Source organism: Vreelandella subglaciescola (genome assembly GCF_900142895.1).
Taxonomy (GTDB): domain Bacteria; phylum Pseudomonadota; class Gammaproteobacteria; order Pseudomonadales; family Halomonadaceae; genus Vreelandella; species Vreelandella subglaciescola.
Genome location: NZ_LT670847.1, coordinates 813,053 through 833,062 on the forward strand (window position 1 = coordinate 813,053; position 20,010 = coordinate 833,062).

At 62.0% G+C, this 20,010-nt stretch carries 18 protein-coding genes; 6 read left to right on the forward strand and 12 right to left on the reverse strand.

Features of this window, described 5'->3' with window-relative positions; translation table 11 throughout:
* Nucleotides 1-20: 20 nt before the first annotated feature.
* Nucleotides 21-1,259 carry a YbfB/YjiJ family MFS transporter gene (locus tag B5495_RS03805; RefSeq protein WP_079551466.1) on the forward strand — a complete coding sequence of 413 codons (1,239 nt, stop codon included), beginning with the start codon at nucleotides 21-23 and terminating at the stop codon, nucleotides 1,257-1,259.
* A 29-nt stretch (nucleotides 1,260-1,288) separates the two neighbouring features.
* Here the strand turns inward: B5495_RS03805 and serB are convergent, their stop codons facing one another.
* From serB to pgi, 4 genes are all read right to left on the reverse strand, one after another.
* Complete coding sequence (gene serB, locus B5495_RS03810; protein ID WP_079551468.1) at nucleotides 1,289-2,206, reverse strand: phosphoserine phosphatase SerB; 918 nt, start codon at nucleotides 2,204-2,206, stop codon at nucleotides 1,289-1,291.
* Entirely contained in the window at nucleotides 2,203-4,485 is a 2,283-nt protein-coding gene (gene parC / locus B5495_RS03815; protein ID WP_079551470.1) for a DNA topoisomerase IV subunit A, read from the reverse strand. Before parC ends, serB begins: the two co-directional genes overlap by 4 nt.
* A 39-nt stretch (nucleotides 4,486-4,524) precedes the next feature.
* Entirely contained in the window at nucleotides 4,525-6,420 is a 1,896-nt protein-coding gene (parE, locus tag B5495_RS03820; RefSeq protein WP_079551472.1) for a DNA topoisomerase IV subunit B, read from the reverse strand.
* 175 nt (nucleotides 6,421-6,595) lie between these two features.
* Nucleotides 6,596-8,287, reverse strand: a complete 1,692-nt coding sequence (gene pgi, locus B5495_RS03825) for a glucose-6-phosphate isomerase (RefSeq protein ID WP_079551474.1) — start codon at nucleotides 8,285-8,287, stop codon at nucleotides 6,596-6,598.
* Nucleotides 8,288-8,375: 88 nt separating this feature from the next.
* Here pgi and cmoA point away from each other — a divergent pair, with 88 nt between their 5' ends.
* A complete protein-coding gene (cmoA, locus tag B5495_RS03830; protein ID WP_079554889.1) occupies nucleotides 8,376-9,119 on the forward strand; it encodes a carboxy-S-adenosyl-L-methionine synthase CmoA in 744 nt (247 codons plus the stop codon).
* Nucleotides 9,120-10,133 carry a tRNA 5-methoxyuridine(34)/uridine 5-oxyacetic acid(34) synthase CmoB gene (gene cmoB / locus B5495_RS03835; RefSeq protein ID WP_079551476.1) on the forward strand — a complete coding sequence of 338 codons (1,014 nt, stop codon included), beginning with the start codon at nucleotides 9,120-9,122 and terminating at the stop codon, nucleotides 10,131-10,133.
* Here the strand turns inward: cmoB and B5495_RS03840 are convergent.
* The 3 genes from B5495_RS03840 to cysD form a co-directional block, all read right to left on the reverse strand.
* On the reverse strand, nucleotides 10,130-11,254 hold the full coding sequence (locus B5495_RS03840) for an App1 family protein (RefSeq protein ID WP_231897223.1): 1,125 nt from the start codon (nucleotides 11,252-11,254) through the stop codon (nucleotides 10,130-10,132). The two genes, cmoB and B5495_RS03840, sit on opposite strands and share 4 nt — an antisense overlap.
* 197 nt (nucleotides 11,255-11,451) lie before the next feature.
* Nucleotides 11,452-12,900, reverse strand: coding sequence for a sulfate adenylyltransferase subunit CysN (cysN, locus tag B5495_RS03845; RefSeq protein ID WP_079551478.1), 1,449 nt, complete (start codon nucleotides 12,898-12,900; stop codon nucleotides 11,452-11,454).
* 13 nt (nucleotides 12,901-12,913) lie between these two features.
* Nucleotides 12,914-13,876 carry a sulfate adenylyltransferase subunit CysD gene (cysD, locus tag B5495_RS03850; RefSeq protein ID WP_079551480.1) on the reverse strand — a complete coding sequence of 321 codons (963 nt, stop codon included), beginning with the start codon at nucleotides 13,874-13,876 and terminating at the stop codon, nucleotides 12,914-12,916.
* 269 nt (nucleotides 13,877-14,145) lie between these two features.
* Between cysD and B5495_RS03855 the strand changes: the two genes are divergently transcribed.
* Nucleotides 14,146-14,895 (forward strand): IS5 family transposase, encoded by a 750-nt coding sequence (locus B5495_RS03855; protein WP_079550575.1) that lies wholly within the window; start codon nucleotides 14,146-14,148, stop codon nucleotides 14,893-14,895.
* Between the two features lie 32 nt (nucleotides 14,896-14,927).
* On the opposite strand, the gene B5495_RS03860 is transcribed toward B5495_RS03855, so the two are convergent.
* The 5 genes from B5495_RS03860 to B5495_RS03880 all read right to left on the reverse strand — a co-directional run bounded on the left by B5495_RS03860 (nucleotide 14,928) and on the right by B5495_RS03880 (nucleotide 18,328).
* The gene (locus B5495_RS03860; protein WP_079551481.1) at nucleotides 14,928-15,668 is read right to left on the reverse strand and encodes a metallophosphoesterase; all 741 of its coding nucleotides are present in this window, start codon (nucleotides 15,666-15,668) and stop codon (nucleotides 14,928-14,930) included.
* On the reverse strand, nucleotides 15,669-16,130 hold the full coding sequence (locus B5495_RS03865; protein WP_079551483.1) for a DUF1249 domain-containing protein: 462 nt from the start codon (nucleotides 16,128-16,130) through the stop codon (nucleotides 15,669-15,671). It lies immediately after the preceding gene.
* A gap of 43 nt (nucleotides 16,131-16,173) precedes the next feature.
* The gene (locus tag B5495_RS03870) at nucleotides 16,174-16,845 is read right to left on the reverse strand and encodes an NUDIX domain-containing protein (protein WP_079551485.1); all 672 of its coding nucleotides are present in this window, start codon (nucleotides 16,843-16,845) and stop codon (nucleotides 16,174-16,176) included.
* Between the two features lie 161 nt (nucleotides 16,846-17,006).
* Nucleotides 17,007-17,438 carry a YqaA family protein gene (locus B5495_RS03875; protein WP_079551486.1) on the reverse strand — a complete coding sequence of 144 codons (432 nt, stop codon included), beginning with the start codon at nucleotides 17,436-17,438 and terminating at the stop codon, nucleotides 17,007-17,009.
* A 230-nt stretch (nucleotides 17,439-17,668) separates the two neighbouring features.
* A complete protein-coding gene (locus B5495_RS03880; RefSeq protein ID WP_079551488.1) occupies nucleotides 17,669-18,328 on the reverse strand; it encodes a tetratricopeptide repeat protein in 660 nt (219 codons plus the stop codon).
* A 196-nt stretch (nucleotides 18,329-18,524) separates the two neighbouring features.
* Between B5495_RS03880 and B5495_RS03885 the strand changes: the two genes are divergently transcribed.
* Nucleotides 18,525-19,625 (forward strand): glycosyltransferase family 9 protein, encoded by a 1,101-nt coding sequence (locus tag B5495_RS03885; RefSeq protein ID WP_172824521.1) that lies wholly within the window; start codon nucleotides 18,525-18,527, stop codon nucleotides 19,623-19,625.
* Between the two features lie 81 nt (nucleotides 19,626-19,706).
* Nucleotides 19,707-20,009, forward strand: coding sequence for a hypothetical protein (locus B5495_RS03890; RefSeq protein ID WP_079551492.1), 303 nt, complete (start codon nucleotides 19,707-19,709; stop codon nucleotides 20,007-20,009).
* Nucleotide 20,010 lies beyond the last annotated feature (1 nt).

Genomic DNA, 20,010 nt, shown 5'->3' on the forward strand with positions numbered 1-20,010 from the left:
CATGATTAGCTCACAAGCACATGATTAACCAAAAAGAGTTGCCGGCGTTATTCACCGGCATGATGGCGACGCTGGCCGGCATTGGCGTTGCCCGTTTTGCCTATACGCCGCTATTGCCGGCGATTATTCAGGCCGAGTGGTTCAGCCCCAGCCAGGCCGCTTATCTGGGCGCGGCCAACCTGCTGGGCTATTTGATCGGGGCATTAGCCGGCCACCCGCTTTCCGAGCGCTTTTCAACCCGGGGCTTGTTTGGCCTGTGCTTTGCCGGCATCGCCCTGAGCTTTCTGCTGTGCGCAGGCCCCAATAGCTTCGGCTGGTTTTTTATCTGGCGGCTGGTGGCGGGCATTGCGGGGGCCATTCTTGTGGTCGTGGGGCCGTCGCTTGCCCTCACGGCGACGCCGCCTGCACGGCGCACCGGCGTGGGCACGCTGGTGTTCACCGGCATTGGGCTCGGCACGCTGGTATCGGCGCTGGTGGTGCCGGCGCTGCTGGCCGTCAGCCTGACGGCCACCTGGATCGCACTGGGCGTGCTGATCATCATCGCGGGGATATTTTGCGACCATAATCTCGTGCAGCTGACTCTTTCACCACCTCATGCCGCGCCGGACTCACCCCCAAGCGATGCCCATCAAGAGCATCCTCAAAAAGCACAGGGCCATCCAGAACAGGCTCATAAAAAACCCGCCGGACTCGCACTGGTTATAGCGCTGGTGATGATGGCCTATGCGCTGGACGCGATCGGCTTTGTCCCGCATACCGTTTTCTGGGTGGACTACCTCGCCCGGGAAAAAGCGCTGGGCGCCCACGCCGCCTCGTTGCAGTGGGTCATCTTTGGCGTTGGCGCAGTATCGGGGCCGTTTATCGTCAGTTGGATGACAAGGCGGCTGGGCTGGCACAGGGGCCTGGTACTCGCCTTTCTGACCAAGGCGGCGGCCGTGGCGCTGCCGCTGCTGTCCATCGCGTTTATCAGCCGGTCAGCGTCGTCCTTTTTGGTCGGCGCGATGATTCCCGGCATCGTCGCCCTTACCTCAGGGCGGCTGGCCGAGCTCGCCGGCCCTACGCAGCACAAACGCCTGTGGGGACAGGCCACCGCCACCTTTGCCGCCGCGCAGGCGTTTTCCGGCTACGGCATGTCCGCCCTGTATGACGTGTGGCATACCTATACGCCGCTGTATGCGATCGGCAGCGCGGTGCTGGCAAGCGGCCTGCTGCTGGCGCTACTCAGCCAGCTGGTGTATCGCAGAACCCATGCCGCCTGAACGTGAGTCTGAATTTGAGCCGGCAGGCGTCACTTAACCCGCCACTCCTTGCGACTATGGCCCAACAAGTAAAGCACCGCGTCGAGCCCCAGCGTCGAGATAGACTGGCGCGCCTGCTCGCGCACCAGCGGCTTGGCACGAAAGGCAATGCCCAGCCCCGCTCTGGCGAGCATTTTTAGATCGTTGGCGCCGTCGCCCACGGCGACGGTCTGGCTCAAGCTGAGCCCCTGGCACTCGGCCATTTGCGCCAGCAGCTCCGCTTTGCGCTGGGCATCAACAATGGGCTCGCGCACTTCGCCGGTGACCTTGCCGCTTTCAATCACCAGCTCGTTGGCGTGAATCTCATCGAAGCCAAAGCGTTCCTGCAGGTGGCGGGCAAAGTAGGTAAAGCCTCCGGAAATAATCGCCGTGCGGTAGCCCTGCTGCTTTAACGTCGCCATCAGTGTTTCAAGGCCGTCCATCAGCGGAAGATGGGCGGCGATATCAGCCAGCACCGCTTCATCCAACCCTTCCAGTTTGGCCATGCGCGCACGAAAGCTCTGCTTGAAATCCAGCTCGCCGCGCATGGCCTGTTCGGTCACCGCCGCCACTTCATCGCCCACGCCGTGCCGGCGCGCCAGCTCGTCGATGACTTCGGTCTTGATCAGCGTTGAGTCCATGTCGAAGCACACCAGCCGGCGGTGGCCTTGCCATTCGCCGCTTGGCTGAATAGCGACGTCAACACCCTGGGCGTTGCCCAGCGCCAGCGCCTCTTTGCGCAGCGCTTCGACGTCAGCGCTCTCGCCGGTCAGCCAATAGGCTACGCAGGCGCCGCTGTTTTCGTCCGACAGCCATTCACGGCGCTCGACCGTCAACCCGTGGCGGGCCACCAGCGCTTCCGCCTCGGTCAAAAACGCCGCCGGCAGCGTGTCGCCCAGCAGCGTTAACATCAGCGCGTTTTCGCTCATTCATTTTTTCCTTTTTGTCCTTCGCTTTGCTGTCTCTCGAGGCGATCCACTTTCTGAAACCCGCGGGGCAGTTTGCTCCCGCGCCGCCCGCGTTCGCCGCGGTAGTAGCTCAAGTCGCCGGGTTTTATGGTCAGTTTGCGCTTGCCAGCGTGGATCACCAGCGCGTCGCTATCGGCCAGCACGGTGATATCGCGAACGAACTCTTCGCGGCGTGCCGCCCGTGCGCCGGGGATATCGAGCATTTTGATGCCCTTGCCCTTGGCCATCTCGGGCAGCTGCTCCAGCGGGAACAGCAGCAGCCGCCCTTCGTTGGATATCGTCGCCGCCCACAGCGCTTCATCGCTTTCGGGAATGGCCACCGGGGGTAACACGCTGCAGCCTTTGGGCAGCGTCAATGTGGCTTTGCCGGCCTTGTTCTTGCCGGTTAACGCCTCGAGCTGCGCGACAAAGCCGTAGCCGCCGTCAGAGGCGAGCACAAAGCGCTGGGCGGGAGGCGCCAACAGCACGCCGGCCATTTGCGCGCCGGCGGCCACGTTGACGCGTCCGGTCACCGGCTCGCCCTGCCCGCGAGCGCTGGGCAGGTTGTGCGCGGCCAGCGTATAGGCGCGGCCGGTATCGTCAAGCAGCACCAGCGGCTGGTTGGTCTTGCCCTGCGCGGCCAGATGGAAGCAATCGCCGGCCTTGTACGACAGCCCCGTCGGGTCGATATCGTGACCTTTGGCGGCGCGAATCCAGCCTTTCTCGGACAGCACCACGGTGATCGGATCAGCGCCCAGCAGTTCTACCTCAGACAGCGCTTTGGCGTCTTCGCGCTCTACCAGCGGCGAACGGCGCGCATCGCCGTGCTCTTTCCCCGCCGTGCGGATTTCTTTCTCGATCAGCGTGGTCAGCCGGGCTTCGCTGCCCAACAGCCCCTGCAGGTGCTTGCGTTCTTTTTCCAGTGCGTCCTGCTCGCCGCGGAGCTTCATTTCCTCCAGCTTGGCCAGCTGGCGCAGCCGCAGCTCCAGCACAGCTTCGGCCTGGCGTTCGGACAGCCCAAACGCGGCAATCAGCGCGGCCTTGGGTTTGTCCTCTTCGCGGATGATGCGAATCACTTCGTCAAGATTAAGGTAGGCGGCCAGCAGCCCTTCCAGCAGATGCAGGCGGTCTTCGACCTTGCCCAGCCGGTGCTCCAGGCGGCGGCGCACCGTGATCCGGCGAAAGCTCAGCCACTGGCCCAAAAGCTCGGGCAGCGACATCACCTGGGGGCGGCCATCGAGCCCGATCACGTTGAAGTTGACGCGAATGTTCTTTTCCAGATCGGTGGTGGCAAACAGGTGCGCCATCAGCGATTCCACTTCGACCCGGCTGGAGCGCGGTTCGATCACCAGCCGCGTGGGCTCTTCGTGGGTCGATTCATCGCGCAGATCAGCGACCATGGGCAGCTTTTTGGCCTGCATTTGCGCAGCAATCTGTTCGAGCACCTTGGCCCCGCTGACCTGATACGGCAGCGCGGTAATCACGATATTAGCGCCTTCGCGCTCGAAGCGAGCGCGCATCTTGATCGACCCGCGCCCGGCCTCGTAGAGCTTTTTCAGATCAGCACGGGGGGTGATGATCTCGGCCGCCGTGGGAAAGTCCGGCGCCGGCAGGTACTCCATCAAATCGGTCGTGGTGGCCTCGGGATGGCGCAGCAGGTGGCAGGTGGCGTCGACCACCTCGCTGACGTTGTGCGGCACGATATCGGTGGCCATGCCCACGGCAATGCCGGTGCCGCCGTTGAGCAGAATATGCGGCAGCTGCGCGGGCAGCACCGTGGGTTCCTGCATGGTGCCGTCGAAGTTGGGCGTCCAGTTCACCGTGCCCTGACCCAGCTCGGCGAGCAGCACTTCGGCAAACTTCGAGAGCTTGGCCTCGGTGTAGCGCATGGCAGCGAACGATTTGGGATCGTCGGGACTACCCCAGTTGCCCTGGCCGTCTACCAGCGGATAGCGGTAGCTGAACGGCTGCGCCATCAGCACCATGGCTTCGTAGCAGGCGCTGTCGCCGTGCGGATGAAACTTGCCCAGCACGTCGCCCACCGTGCGCGCCGACTTCTTGTACTTGGCGTTGGCAGAAAGCGCCAGCTCGCGCATGGCATAAATAATGCGCCGCTGAACGGGCTTGAGCCCGTCGCCGATGTTGGGCAGCGCGCGGTCGAGAATGACGTACATCGAGTAGTCGAGGTAGGCTTTTTCGGTGTAGTCGCGCAGAGAAAGGCGCTCAACGTCGCCTTCCGCCACGGCAATATCCATGGTCATGGAGTGACCTCTTCAAACGGGTAAAGGTGATCCGGCATGCTATACGTCGATATCGGCGAGGTTGCCGTAGTCTTCCAGCCATTTCTTGCGGTCGGGCGCGCGCTTTTTCGCCAGCAGCATATCCAGCATTTGCTCGCTGCCGTCGCCGTCAGTGCGGGTTAGCTGCACCAGCCGGCGGGTATCCACGGCCATGGTGGTTTCACGCAGCTGCAGCGGGCTCATTTCGCCAAGCCCCTTGAAGCGCTGGACGTTGGGCGTGCCGCGCTTTTTCGCCAAGCGTTTGAGAATCGAGGCTTTTTCGCTTTCATCCAGCGCGTAGTGCACTTCCTTGCCCAGATCGATGCGGTACAGCGGCGGCATCGCCACGTACACGTGGCCGGCATCCACCAGGCTGGGGAAGTGGCGCACGAACAGCGCGCACAGCAGCGTGGCGATGTGCAGGCCGTCGGAATCGGCGTCGGCCAGAATACACACCTTGTGGTAGCGCAGCTTGGCCAGGTCGGCGCTGCCGGGGTCCGCGCCGATGGCCACGGCAATATCGTGGACTTCCTGCGAACCGTAAATATCGTGGGTTTCCACTTCCCAGGTGTTCAGGATCTTGCCGCGCAGGGGCATGATGGCCTGGGTTTCACGGTTGCGCGCCTGCTTGGCGCTGCCGCCGGCGCTGTCGCCTTCAACCAGAAACAGCTCGCTTTGCGCCGGGTCCTGCCCCGAGCAGTCGGCCAGCTTGCCGGGCAGCGCGGGGCCCGAGGTGACCTTTTTACGCGCGACCTTTTTGGCCTTTTTCTGCCGCCGCTGAGCGGCGTTGATCACCAGTTCGGCCAGCGCCTCGCCCTCGGCCACGTGGCGGTTGAGCCACAGCGAAAAGGCGTCCTTGACCACGCCCGAGACAAACCCCGAGATCACCCGCGACGACAATCGCTCTTTGGTTTGTCCAGCGAACTGCGGGTCGAGCATTTTCACCGAAAGCACAAACGCCGCCCGCTCCCAGAGATCCTCGGCGGTGAGCTTGATACCCCGCGGCAGCAGGCTGCGAAATTCGCAAAACTCGCGTAGTGCCTCCAGAAGGCCCGAGCGAAAGCCGTTGATATGCGTGCCGCCCAGCGGCGTGGGGATCAGGTTGACGTAGGATTCCACCAGCGTATCGCCGCCTTCGGGCAGCCACTGGATGGCCCAGTCCACGCCGTTCTCGTCGTCGCTGAAGTGGCCCAGAAACGGCTCAGCGGGCAGCACCTCATAGCCATCAATGGCCTCGACCAGATAGTCGCGCAGCCCGTCGGCGTACTGCCATTCGCTTGTGGTGCCGTCGGGCTCGACCAGAATCACCGTCAGCCCCGGGCACAGCACCGCCTTGGCGCGCAGCAGGTGTTTCAGGCGCCCCACCGCCAGCTTGGGGCTGTCAAAGTAGCTTTCGTCCGGCCAGAAACGCAGCAGCGTGCCGGTGGCGCGCTTGGGCGCCTTGCCGATATAGGTCAGCTCTTCGACTTTATCGCCGTGGGCAAAAGCCATGGAATGGCGCGCGCCATCGCGGGTGACCTCCACCTCCAGCCGGCGCGACAGCGCGTTGACCACCGACACCCCGACCCCGTGCAACCCGCCGGAAAAACGGTAGCTGGAAGCGGAAAACTTGCCCCCCGAGTGCAGCTTGGTAAGGATCAGCTCGACGCCGGAAACGCCGTGCTCGGGGTGCGTATCAATGGGCATCCCGCGGCCGTCGTCGGCGACCTCGATGGCACCGTCGGGCATCAGCACCACCTTGACCCGGTTCGCATAACCGGCCAGCGCCTCATCGACGCTATTGTCGATTACCTCCTGGGCAAGGTGGTTGGGCCGTGAGGTATCGGTATACATGCCGGGGCGCTTGCGCACCGGCTCGAGCCCTGACAGGACTTCAATCGAGCTGGCACCGTACTGGGAGGCATCAAACTGGGACATGTTGCACTGATTTCCTGAAAGGGGCCAAAAGCCGCAAGGATACCGCAAAACCCCTGAAGCTGTATATCTGACCAGACATTGGCTATTGCGCCTCGGCAGCTGAAGCGGATCGTTTCGGCAGGCCTTGCGGCCTGCATCGCCCGGTAAACCGGCCTCATACGAAACCCCTTGGGTATCAGCCTTTTTGCCCCACCGTCCAAAACGCTTCCATCAGCCCGCGGGTGGAGGCGTCCATGCCTTCGGGAGTGGCGTCGCCTTCGAGGATCTGCTGGGTTTGTCCGGCGATTTGCTTGCCCAGCTCCACGCCCCACTGGTCAAACGGGTTAATGTCCCAGATCACCGCCTGAACAAATACCTTGTGCTCGTAAAGCGCGATCAACGAACCCAGCGTCTCGGGCGTCAGCCGGTCGAGCAGCACCGTGGTGGAGGGCTGGTTGCCGCGGTAGCGCTTGTGCGCAGGGCGCGGGGCATCGTCGTCGATGGCGTCGTCGCCCAGCATCAAGAGCCGCGACTGAGCAAAACAGTTGGCCAGCGTCAGGCGGTGTTGCGACTGCAGCAGCCGGCGGGTGTCGGCGTCGTCAACGTCGTCGTAGCGCGTCAGCGGGGCGATAAAATCGCACACCACCGACTGGGTGCCCTGGTGCAGCAGCTGATAAAACGCGTGCTGGGCGTTGGGGCCCAGCTGACCCCAGAGCACCGGGCAGGTGGAGTAGCCGGCCGGCTCGCCGTCGCGGGTGACGGACTTGCCGTTGGACTCCATTTCCAGCTGTTCCAGATAGGCGGAAAAATATTCCAGCCGGCCGTCGTAGGGCAAAATGGAATGCGCGCGGATATCCAGAAAGTTCACGTTCCAGATGCCCGCCAGCGCCAGCATCACCGGCGCGTTGTCGGCCAGTGGGGCGCTGGAAAAATGCTCGTCCATGGCGTGGGCGCCAGCCAGCAGGCGGCGAAAGTTGGCCATGCCGATCACCAGTGCAATCGGCAGCCCGATGGTGCCCCACAGCGAATAGCGCCCGCCAACCCATTCCCAGAAACGCAGCTGATGATCCGGCGTAATGCCCCACTGAGTCATTTTTTCAGGGCAGGCAGACACCCCGATAAAGTGCTGGCGGACGACCAGCTCAGGGCTGATCGGCGTGGCTCCCTGGCGCGTCAGGCGCGACAGCAACCAGTCCCGGGCGGTGTTGGCGTTGGACAGCGTATCCACCGTGGTGAACGATTTGGACGACAGCACAAACAGCGTGGTTTCAGGGTCCAGCCGGCTTAAGTAGTCGACCAGCTGCGAGCCGTCCATGGTCGAGGCGAAATGCACCTTCAGCCGGTGAATATCGTCCGGGCGGAAATCTGCCAGCGCGTGGGTCACCATTTGCGGGCCCAGGTCGGAGCCACCCACGCCCAGGTTCACTACCCGCTGGATGGGCTTGCCCGTTGCCCCCCGCCATTGGCCGGCGTGCAGCCGTTCCACCAGTTTTTCCATCTGCGCCAGACTTTCATGCACTGCCGCTGCCACGTCTTCGCCGTCAACGTTGAGTTCGGCGCCCTCCGGCAGGCGCAGCGCGGTGTGTAGTGCCGGACGATCTTCACTTTTATTCACCCGTCGACCGCTCAAAAGCCCCTCGATGGCCTCGGGCACGCCGGCTTCCCGGGCCAAACTCAGCAGCTGCTCAAGGGTCTCGCCGCTCCAGCGCTGCTTGGAAAGATCCAGCGTCAGCCCGGCCACGCGGCGAGAAAAAGTGGCAAAGCGCTCGCCGTCTACGTCGCGTTCGAACAGCGTCTTGAGCGGCGTTTGTTTTTGCGTCTCGGCGTGGCGCAACAGCGCCTGCCAGGCCGGCAGTGTATCGGGCGTTGAGGGTGCGGCGTTGGCCATAGGGCCTTCTCCTGTGGCGGCGGGTCTGTTCGCGTCATGGCGGGGCGGGTAAACTGTGACCCATCTTTTTTACCAATCGGCCTGCCCCATGAGTGATGCATCTTACCGTGACGCCATCTTTTCGACACCCCTTGACCGGGTGGCACGGTTTTCGTTTGACGAGAAAGTCGTGGCGTGTTTTCCCGATATGATTCGCCGCTCGGTGCCCGGCTACGGCCAGGTGCTGGGCATGCTTGGGCTGATTGCCCAGCGCCACCTGCGCCACGGCGCCCGCGTGTATGATCTGGGCTGCTCGCTCGGCGCCGGCGGGCTGGCGCTGGCCGGGGCGCTGCCGCCCGAGGCCTTTGCCTATACGGGCATTGACGTTTCTCCGGCGATGGCCGAACGGGCGCGCCAGACCTTTGCCGACGAGTGCCCCGAGCACGCCATGCAGGTCGATATTGCCGATATCCGCCAGTTCGAGTACGCGCCAGCAGGCATGATTGTGCTCAATTTCACCCTGCAATTTTTACCCCCCGACGACCGCGATGCCCTGCTGGCAAGGCTGTATCAGGCGCTGGAGCCCGGCGGCGTGTTGATTCTCTCGGAAAAAACCGTGGACGCCGACGAGTACGATAACGCCTGGCGGGTCGAGCGCTACCACGACTTCAAGCGCGCCAACGGCTACAGCGACATGGAAATCAGCCAGAAACGCAACGCGCTGGAAAACGTGCTGGTGCCGGATACCCTGGAAGCGCACCACGACCGCCTGAAACGCTCGGGCTTTGCGCGTTCGATGACCTGGTTTCAGTACCTCAACTTTGCTTCCATGATCGCCTTCAAGGAGGGCTGAATGGCGCGATCCAATACCACACTACCCGACGACCATCGTGCGCTGTATCAGGCGTTTCTGGACCAGGGCCTGACCGAATGGCTGGCGCGCCTGCCGGAGCAGCTCGAAAAGGGGCTGGACCGCCGCCGCCACGGCGACTTGCCGATGTGGGAAAAGGCCGTGGCCAAACTTCCCGCGCTGCCCGAGGAGCGCCGGGTCACGCTGGATGACGATAGTGTGCGCGTTGACGTAGCACTTGACCACAGCCGCCTTCGCCAGTGCGACAACCTGCTGCGCAAGCTCACGCCCTGGCGCAAGGGGCCGTTTTCGCTGGGCGGCATCGAGATCGATACCGAATGGCGCTCGGACTGGAAGTGGCAACGCGTAGCGCCGCATTTGGCGCCGCTTGCCGGCCGAAAAGTGCTCGACGTTGGCGGCGGCAGCGGCTATCACGCTTGGCGCATGGCCGGCGCGGGCGCCAGCTTTGCGCTGGTGATTGACCCCTCGCCGCGCTTTTACTGGCAGTTTCAGGCGGTGCGCCACTTTGTCGGCGACGCTGACGGCGGGTGCACGCACTTCTTGCCCGTGGGTATCGAGGACGTGCCCGAGAATCTTGGCTTTTTCAACACCGTGTTTTCCATGGGCGTGCTCTACCACCGCCCCTCACCGCTGGAGCATTTGCAGCAGCTAAAAGAGACGTTGGCCCCCGGCGGCGAGCTGGTGCTGGAAACGCTGGTGGTCGAAGGTGACGCGCAAACCGTGTTGCTGCCCGGCGAGCGCTACGCGGCCATGCCCAACGTATATTTCCTGCCGTCTTCCCAGGCCCTTTGCCACTGGCTTGAACGCACAGGCTTCAACAACGTGCGGGTGGTAGACGAGGCGGTCACGTCGCTTGCCGAACAGCGCTCCACCGAATGGATGACGTATCAATCGCTTGCCGACTTTCTCGACCCTGCCGATGCCACGCGCACCGTGGAAGGCTACCCCGCACCGCGCCGCGCGGTAATTGTAGCCAACAAGCCGGCAACGCTTTAACCCTCAGGGTTCTGTGCGTGCTGCTCCACATCCTGCTTGACCGAGTCCCAGCCGTGGGTGGAAATAAAGCCGTTATCATAGGCGTGCCGGGCAATATGCAAACTATCGCGCGCCAGCACCAGCGCACAGCCCTGCGCGGCAAGCTCGGCGTGCAGCCGCTGGATGGTCTTCTCACGCTCGGGGTCGTTGTCGACCCGGCGGATATACACGGCCATGACGCGCCCCGGGTGCGTTTTGACGATCTGCGCATACACTTCGGGGTCGTGCTGGCCGCTGTCGCCGATCAGCACGCAGGGCAGATCGTCAAACAGCTTGAGCATCCGCTCGATCAGGTCGCGCTTGTGGTCTTCCGCACGGCGCGGCCACGGATGGCGCAAGGAAAGCCCCCATTCGCGTAAAAACAGAATCGGTCCGACGGGAATACGGTTCAGCTGGAAAAACGCCTCCAGCATTTCATAAATCGCCCAGGGACCCCGTGAAACGTACAGAATCGGGCGTTCCTGCTTGTCGTTTTTGCCCCGGTGTAGCGCCTGATACAGCGCCGCCACGCCGGGAAACGCCGTGCGCCGTTCAGCTTTTTTGATAAACAGGCGGTAGAGCATTTTGAGCTTTTCAGCCACGCCGGTGAACATTACCGTATCGTCGATATCGCTAATCACCAGCAGGTCGGTTTCCTGCGGTGGCACATAGACTTCAGACTGGCTCTGCACCAGCGGGTGGCCGTCAGCGCGGACTTCGATATCCGCACGATGCCAGGACACGTCAATGGGCAGCGGTGACTCAAGCGCCAAGCGCACGTTGAAATAGCCGTCGCGGTCGGTCACTACCTGACGATGATTCTTGCCCAGCCGCACATCCACTTTGGCCCGCACCACGCCGCGACGCAGCACGCGCCGGGCCACGTCGGCGGTATCGCGCAGCGCGCCACGGCGCGGAATCATCCGCCCCAATGCCACCTGCTGATACACCCGCCCCATGACCAACGCCTCACGCTGCGAGCCATAGCCACGGTACGGATGCACCACCACGCCGCCGCGCCCATGATCCCGGCGCATGGGTGAGGCGGCCACGTGCAATAGCCGTTTGGTAAAGTGCGATACGCGCCGCAGTCCGTTTTTCATGCTGAGGCTCCTTGCTCAGAGACGCCTGATCGAAAGTCAGCGTGCTTATCGCACAACGCTTACATGGGGTGACAGCCAGACAGGCTACGCTTTGGCGCCATGCACGGCAAACGACCACAAAAAAGCGACGCCCCGCACGTGGCGAGGCGTCGCTGAACAAGGCCTTGAGACACAGGCCCGGTGATACGTGCTAACGGCTACAGCAGCGAGGTGATGTCTTTGGCATCCCAGTGGGGAAAGTGCTTGCGCACCAGGGCATTAAGATCCTGCTCGAACGCGGCCCAGTCGGTTTTCTGCTCCGGCGCGTTGGCGTCGCCTGCCTCCAGCACGCCGCGGATCATGCCCGCACCGACGGTGACGTTGGTCAGCCGGTCAATGACGATAAAGCTGCCCGTGCCGGGACTCTGACGATAGTCATCCACCGGGATGTCGGCGGTCAGCTCGATCTCGCAGCGGGCAATGGCGTTTAGCTCGAGCGCATCCGTCGCGTGGTGCTCCAGCGTATTCACGTCGACCTGATAGTCGATACGGCTTACCTGGCCCGACAGATCACGCGTGGCGAGCTTGAAATCGTACAGCCGGCCGGGCGTCAGCGCGTCTTCGTGCATCCATACCACGTCGGCACTGAAGGCGTTGGACAACGGCACCTCTTCATTGGCCGCGACCAGCCAGTCGCCCCGGGAAATGTCGATTTCGTCGTCCAGCGTCAGCGTAATCGCCTGGCCGGGATACGCCGCTTCCAGATCGCCATCGTAGGTCACCACGCGCTCGACGGTGGCCACTTTTTGCGACGGCAGCGCCTTGACCTGCTGACCGGGGCGTACGATGCCCGCCGCCAGCGTGCCGCAGTAGCCGCGGAAATCCAGATTCGGGCGGTTGACGTACTGCACCGGCAGGCGCAGCTGGGTCAGGTTCTGGTCGCGACTGAGCTCGACGCTTTCCAGAATCGACAGCAACGTATCGCCGGCATGACCGCGCGCGGGATCAAAGTACCAGGGCGTGTGCTCGCTTTGGTTGACGACGTTGTCGCCCTCAAGCGCCGAGAGCGGCACAAAGCGGATGTCGGACGCGTTCAGGTTCTGCGCAAAGGACTGATATTCTGCGACGATTTCATTGAAACGCGCCTCGGAATAGCCCGCCAGATCCATCTTGTTGACCGCAATCACCAGATGCTCGATACCCAGCAAATCCGCAATGAAGCTGTGGCGGCGGGTTTGCGTCTGCACGCCGTAGCGCGCGTCGATCAGTATGATTGCCAAACTCGCCGTCGAGGCGCCAGTGGCCATGTTGCGGGTGTACTGCTCGTGGCCCGGGGTATCGGCGATGATGAACTTGCGCTTCTCGGTCGAGAAAAACCGGTACGCCACGTCAATGGTAATGCCCTGCTCGCGTTCGGACTGCAGGCCATCGACCAGCAGCGCCAGGTCAACGCTGTCGCCGGTGGTGCCGCTGGTTTTGGAGGCTTGGGTGATCGCCGCGAGCTGGTCTTCAAAGATCATCTTGGAATCGTGCAGCAGCCGCCCGATCAGCGTCGACTTGCCGTCATCCACGCTGCCGCAGGTAATAAAGCGCAGCAGATCCTTGTTTTCGTGCTCGTGCAGATATTGCTCGATGTTGTCTTCAATCAGTGCTGACTGGTGTGCCATTGAATCGCCCCCGTTAAAAGTAGCCTTCGCGCTTCTTCTTCTCCATCGAACCGGCCTGATCACGGTCGATGGCCCGTCCGCTGCGCTCTGACGTCTTGGTCAGCAGCATTTCCTGAATGATCTCGGGCAGCGTGGCGGCATGGGATTCCACCGCGCCGGTCAGCGGGTAGCAGCCCAGGGTCCTGAAGCGCACCCACTTTTCCTGCGGCGTTTCATCCGGCGCCAACGGCAGGCGATCGTCATCGACCATAACCTGCATGCCGTCGCGCTCGACCACCGGACGCGGCGCGGCGTAGTAAAGCGGCACGAGGGGGATCTGTTCCAGATAGATGTACTGCCAGATATCCAGCTCGGTCCAGTTCGAGAGCGGAAACACGCGGATCGACTCGCCCTGATTGATCTTGGCGTTGTAGGTGTTCCACAGCTCGGGGCGCTGATTTTTCGGGTCCCAGCGGTGGAACTTGTCGCGGAAGGAGTACACGCGCTCCTTGGCGCGGGTGGCTTCCTCATCGCGGCGCGCACCGCCAAAGGCGGCGTCAAAGCCGTGCTTCGACAGCGCCTGCTTGAGCGCCTGGGTCTTCATGACATCGGTATATTTGGCGCTGCCGTGGTCGAACGGGTTGATGTTTGCCGCCCGCCCTTCTTCGTTGGTATGGACAATCAGCTCCATGCCCGACTCCGCCGCCATGCGGTCGCGGAACTCGATCATCTCGCGGAATTTCCACGTGGTATCCACGTGCAACAGCGGAAACGGCGGCGTGCCCGGATAAAAGGCCTTACGCGCCAGATGCAGCATGACCGACGAATCCTTGCCGATGGAGTACATCATCACCGGGTTGGCAAACTCGGCCGCGACTTCGCGGATGATATGAATCGACTCGGCTTCCAGCTGCTTCAGGTGCGTCAGCCGGGCGGCATCAACGGTGCTTTCGGCCGTCGACTCCGTGGCCTCGGAAAGAGCGGATATCTGGGTCATGTCCCACTTCCTCACAAAACAAAAACGACGCGCTCACAAAACAAAAACGACGCGCAGGGCGTGTCATGGCAAGCGTGTTAGTGGGGAGCAGGTTAACGCTGAACCAATAATAACCCAAAAGAATTAATAACTATTCTTTTATAACCTTTATTCAATAACTTTCTTTCCGTTCGACTAGGGCGTGTTGACGTTTCATGGCAGGGGTATTGGCAGGATAGGGGCAAGCTCGCAGAATAAAGGTTCCTACGCCAACAAACTGCAAGCCTGCCATGCCCCGACAAATGCTCACGGATGAACACTGGTCGAAGCTGAAACCTATCCTGCTTCAACAAGGTATTTATGACAAGGCTGACTTGCGTACCACGGTGGAAGGCATCCTGTATCGGATGCGCACCGGCTGCCCGTGGCGGGATCTACCGGAGACGTTTGGCCCCTGGAATACGGTCTACAAGCGTTTTAACGCCTGGTCAGCGAGTGGAAAGCTGATGAGGATTTTCAACACGCTGGTGGAAGATCCTGATGTCGAGTGGTTGTTCATTGATGGCTCCTACGTCAAGGCTCATCAGGACAGCACAGGGGCTGCCACGGAAGACGCAGAAGCCATCGGCAAAAGTCGTGCAGGCAATACCAGCAAGATCCACTTGACCGTGGATGCTTATGGGTTACCGATTGCCTTCAGGATAACCGGGGGTGAGGTGCACGACAGCACGGAAGCCCAGGCATTGATTGACGACTTGCCAGCAGGTGATGCGCTGGTGGCTGACAAGGGCTATGACAGTGAACGTATCCGTGAGCAGATCGAGGCCAAAGGCATGGCGGCGGTGATTCCACGCAGGCGTAACTCGAAAAAAGGAAATGCCAATCTGGACAGGGGGTTATATCGCTACCGGCATCTGGTTGAGAATGCCTTTGCTCGACTGAAACCGTATCGCGCCATTGCGACGCGCTACGATAAGCTCAAGCGAAACTACGAAAGCATGGTGGCCTTGGCGTGCTGTTTGTTGTGGCTCCCAATGTGAAACGTCAACAGGCCCTAAAACACCCGCTTGCGTTAGATCGCCACCTTGACGCGCTCCACGCGCGTACTGGCACCCTGGGCGTCGAGCGTCAGCACGCGATAGCCGGGGCTGGCTTCGGCGTCTACCGCGAAGTGTTCAGCATCGGGCAGAAACTGATCCGCCGCTGCCGGGCAGCCGTAAACGTCTACCTCTCGGCCGGCGCATGCCACGGTGCCGGAAAATACTTGATGGGCGTGGCCAAACAGCACGGCCTTGACCTGTGGATACGCGCTCAGCGCCTGCCAGAACGCGGCGCTGTCCTTGAGGCCAATGGCGTCCATCCAGTCAGCGCCCACCGCCACCGGCGGATGGTGCAGGGCAATCAGCGTGGGGCGGTCGTCGTCTTCAAGCTGCGCGGCCAAGGCGGCGAGTTTGTGCTCGCCGAGTTCGCCGTGGGGGGCGCCTGGCACCTGGGTGTCCAGCAGCAGCATGCGCCAGTCGCCCAGCGCTACGGCGTCAACCAGTTCGTGCTCGGCGGCCATCAGCTCGCGCTGATCGTGGTTACCGGGCAGCCAATGCCAGGGGCACGGCAGCGTATCAAACAGCCGCGCCGCTGCCGCGTAGGACGCCGCGGATTCGTCCTGGCTGATATCGCCGGTGACCACCACGGCATCGGGGCGTTCGTCGATCACTGCGGCCACCACCGCCTGCAGTTGGGCAAAGGGAATGCCGGTGCGCGAGCGCGCGGCGGGGTCGGCGTGCAGGTGGGGATCAGTGATTTGGACTAAACGCATTTATGGCGCTTCCGCGACAAAGGCGCTGTGCCCATGGGCCAAACCGTGGGCCAGCCACTCGCCCAGAAAGCGGTTGAGCTGGAGCTTTTCATCGGGCTGGTGCATGCGCGCATTGGGGTAGTGGTAGCGCCCGTGAAAGTGGCGTTCGCGCTGAAAGTCGATCACCTCGGCCATGCGCACGTCGTGATACAGGTGCACGCGCATTCGGGGGCTTTCAATTACCCGGTCCAGCGGCCCGGTCTGGGTCACTTCCACCAGCGTGGTGTAAGGCGCGTTGTGCCGGATATGCAGGCGCAGCGCGGAGGCATTACTAGCCCCGGCGTCATCAGCCACGTCGCCCAGACCGATTTCACGACGCTGCCCCTGCTCCATGTCGCCTACCAGGCGCAGCAGTCGCAGGTAGTTGGCGCTGCATTCGCCCTGCAGCGTTTTCAAATCGGTCACGTAGGCGGTTCGAGCCATACTTGCTCCTGCTTGCGTTCGTCTTGCTGAGGCTTTTGACGGCTTATTCCTGTATCGCCGCGCTAAAGCGGCGGGCGTGTTCGGGCAGCGCACGCAGCGAGGCGCGCTTGCCGGCCAGCCAGTGCATGCCGATCAGCGTCATGGCGTTATCGAGTCGTCCGGCTTCCATGAGTTCCCAGGCATCGGCAAAACGTACCACGTGGACGCGGATATCTTCGTGCTCATCCGCCACGCCGTGTACGCCGCCCAGATCACCGGCATCAACCAGCGCGCAAAACAGCGTCACCTGTTCGTTGCAGGCACCGGGGCTGGGATAATAGGTATGCAGCTTGACCAGCTCGCGCACCGTGCAACCGGCTTCTTCCTGGGCTTCGCGGCGGGCGACGTTTTCCAGGGTTTCGTCCTTGTCGATCAGCCCCGCCACCAGCTCAAGCTTCCACGGCGAGTCGGGATCATCCACCGCGCCGGCGCGAAACTGCTCGACAAAGACCAGCGAATCCAGCGCCACGTCGTAAAGCAGCACGCCCACGGCACCGTGACGACAGTGCAGTTCGCGGCGCATGGGCTCGCTCCAGCCGCCTTCAAACAGGCGGTGGCGAAGGGTCAACGCTTCGACGTGAAAAAAGCCCTGCTGTAATACCTCGCGCGAGGCAATGTCGACGTCGGCGCGGGTAAACGGCGGCGTTAACAGCGATGCAGACGATACGAACGCCATGAGGCACTCCCGGTCAGCCCAGTGGAAATTGGCCTTATTATCGGTGCACATCGCCGAGAATGCCAACCGGACTGCCCTGGCCATCATTCAACGTTACTTGAGAGTTGCGTCACTCAGGACCTGAGGGCTGCCTCAAGGTCAAGGTATCTTGACGCAAGTGATCACATCAGGAAGGGAGCGGCAATAACGAGATAACGTGCCGTCTTGGCAAGCGCCACGATCGGCAAGAAACTCCACAACGGCTCGCGCATGATCCCGGCTATTACGGTGAGCGGGTCACCGATAATCGGCACCCAGCTCAGCAATAATGACCAACGCCCGTAGCGGTGATAGGCCCGTCGGGCTTTCGCCAACCGGGCTTCGCTAGCAGGAAACCAGCGCTTATGCTGGAAGCGCTCGACATACAGCCCCATCAGCCAGTTTATCGTTGAGCCCAGCGTATTGCCGATGGCAGCCGCCAGCACCAGAACCCAGACCAAATACTGATCATTCAACAGCAACCCAACCAGCATCACTTCCGACTGAAGGGGAAGCAGCGTAGCGGCACCCAATGCTGCCAAAAAAAGCCCTGCATAACCGGTTAATTCACCCATCAGATCATGCAGAACCACATGAAAGCGGCATGGCCCGAATCTCGCAAGCCTGGCACTCCTCGCGCAAGGAAAGTTCGACGGCGGCGCGAGTAAACGGCGGCGTTAACAGCGATGCAGACGATACGAACGCCATGCGGCACTCCCGGTCAGGCCAGTGGAAAGGCCTTATTATCAGTGCTTAACGCCGGGAATGCCAACCGCCCGCTAACGTTGCAAGGCGTCGGAGTGGCTTAGAGGGTCTCGAGCAGAGATCGGGCGTCATCGCGCAGCGTTTCGTCAGAATCACGGCGCGCCTCGCGTGCAGTACCGTTCACCGCTTGCTGGGCATGCTGGCGGGCTGCCTGCGTTCTGTCTTCGTCAGCCAAAAAGGTGGCGTAATAATAGTTGACGTCAATGCCGTCGGGGCGAACAGCCAGCGCGCGCTGGAACATCTGATCCGCCTTGTCACTGTCGCCAAAGCTGACCAGCCCGCCGGGCACGCGAGCGTAAAGAATCCCCAGCGTCACGTAGGCCGAGCCGTTGTTGCCGTCCGGATCCAGCTGGATGGCGCGCTCAAGGGCCTGGCGCGCCGCCTTGGCATCGCCCAGCGCCCCGAGACCACCACGTTCGCCGGCGTAAGCCGCCAGCACCAGCCCTTGCCAGACCAGCACTTCGGCGTTATCCGGGTGTTTTTCTGCCAGCGCATTCACGTCCTCCACCAGCGCTTTGAGCGTCGCCTCACGCTGCCCTTCCGGCACTTCGGCCAGGGTATATTCCACGCGATTTTTTAACTCGAAAAAGCCGCTCGGATCATCGCCGAAAGCGGCACTGGACAAGGTCAGTGACGATAGCGCAACAACGCCTGCAAGAGCGGTGGCCATCGCGGTTTTCTGGATAAATAGCGGGCGCATACGAGATTCCTCATTGTTATTACTGACTGTTGTTGGTGCTGACTGTCGTTGTAACTGCTTTATGTCGCCGTCTTCAATGTAACGAACGTTTGAATGATTCGCCAGTTATGCCCCGAGACAATCCCGGTCAACGTTAAGGGTTTTTTAAGCCAACTGCGGGATGCTGCGTCTACCATCAACCCGCAGGAGTAGACGCATGACATTTCTGACCGTTATTCGGCGTAATGATCGTATGCGGCGTTTGGGCAAGGCGCTGGAAAAGAAGGCCAAGGCAGGACTTTATTCCCTGGCGGCCAGAAATCGCCTGGCGCCGCGCCCGGTGAGCGCCGCAACGCTTGACGGCGTTGAGCGCATCCTGCTGGTACGGCCCAATTTTCGTCTGGGCAATGCGCTAATCAGTGCCCGTCTGATCGAAGCCTTTGCCCACGGCCGGCCTGACATCACCGTCGACTATCTGGGCACTGACACCACGCAATCGCTGTTCAAGGGCATGCCGCTTGGCCACTACCATGCGCTAAGCCGCTCGATGCTGCTGCGCCCCTGGCGGTTGGTGGCGCTGTGGTTGGCCCTGCGCCGGCGCCACTACGACCTGGTGATCCAGGTCGCCGACAGCTCTTTTACCGGCTGGCTATGCACGCAGCTTTCCGGAGCACGCCAGTCGGTGGGCAAACGCGGCAAGCTGGCCTCAAGCTACCACTGGGTGATGAATGAGCCGTGTCGCCATGCGTATGACTTGCCGGCAAGCATCGCCACGCCGCTGCAACTCCCCTGCAAAGCGGCTCCCTGGCTGCAAATAGACGCCGAGGAGCGCTTTCGGGCCGCCCGCCTGCTGCATGGCATTGCCGAACACGGCGCCGCGCCTGTTGGCGTGTTTATTGGCGGCCATCTGGATAAGCGGCTGCCGCTGGCGTTCTGGCAAGCCCTGTTCACGGCACTCAATGCGCGCCGTCTTCCCTTTCTGGTGCTTGCCGGCCCCGAAGAACAGGACGCTTGCCTGGCACTTGCCCCGCATTTGGGCGACTGGGGTACGGCGGCTCCGCTCATGCCGCTACGCGACTTTGCCGCCTGCATCTCGCTGCTGCCCCGCCTTATCACCCCCGATACCGGCCCCATGCACATGGCCGCGGCGCTGGGTATACCGGTCATCGCCTTGCTGAATGTAGAAACGTCACAGCGATTTGCTCCCCGTGGCGCGCAAGACAGGGTGCTGCTTTACCCCACCGCAGCTGAGGTTGCCGAGTGCGCGATGCGGGAGACTCAACGCTCGCCCGCGCCTGGGCTTGCCCAAAGCGCGTAAGGGTTTCTTAACAAAACAGCTGTAACACGGACTCATGCCCGTCTGAGTCGCATGCCGCATCGACACCTTGAGGAGTCCCTTATGAATATTACCCACCTGACGAATGCGCGCACCGATATGGCCTTGACGTTCAGCCGCTATATGCCGCTCGTGCTGGCCGGCGCTGTCTGGCTCAGCGTGGCGCTGCTCAGCACTGCCTCTTCCACGCTGGATGCATGGCTTGGCGGCATCGCGCTACTGGCCGCGTTGGGTCACCTTATGCTGCCGGTTAGCGAGAACCACGGCGTTGACCAACACGCCACTAAGTTCAATCCGGCAAACATCGCGTCCAGCATCAGCATCGCCGCCAGCCTGACCATAGTGGTACTGTTCCTGCTGCAATAGG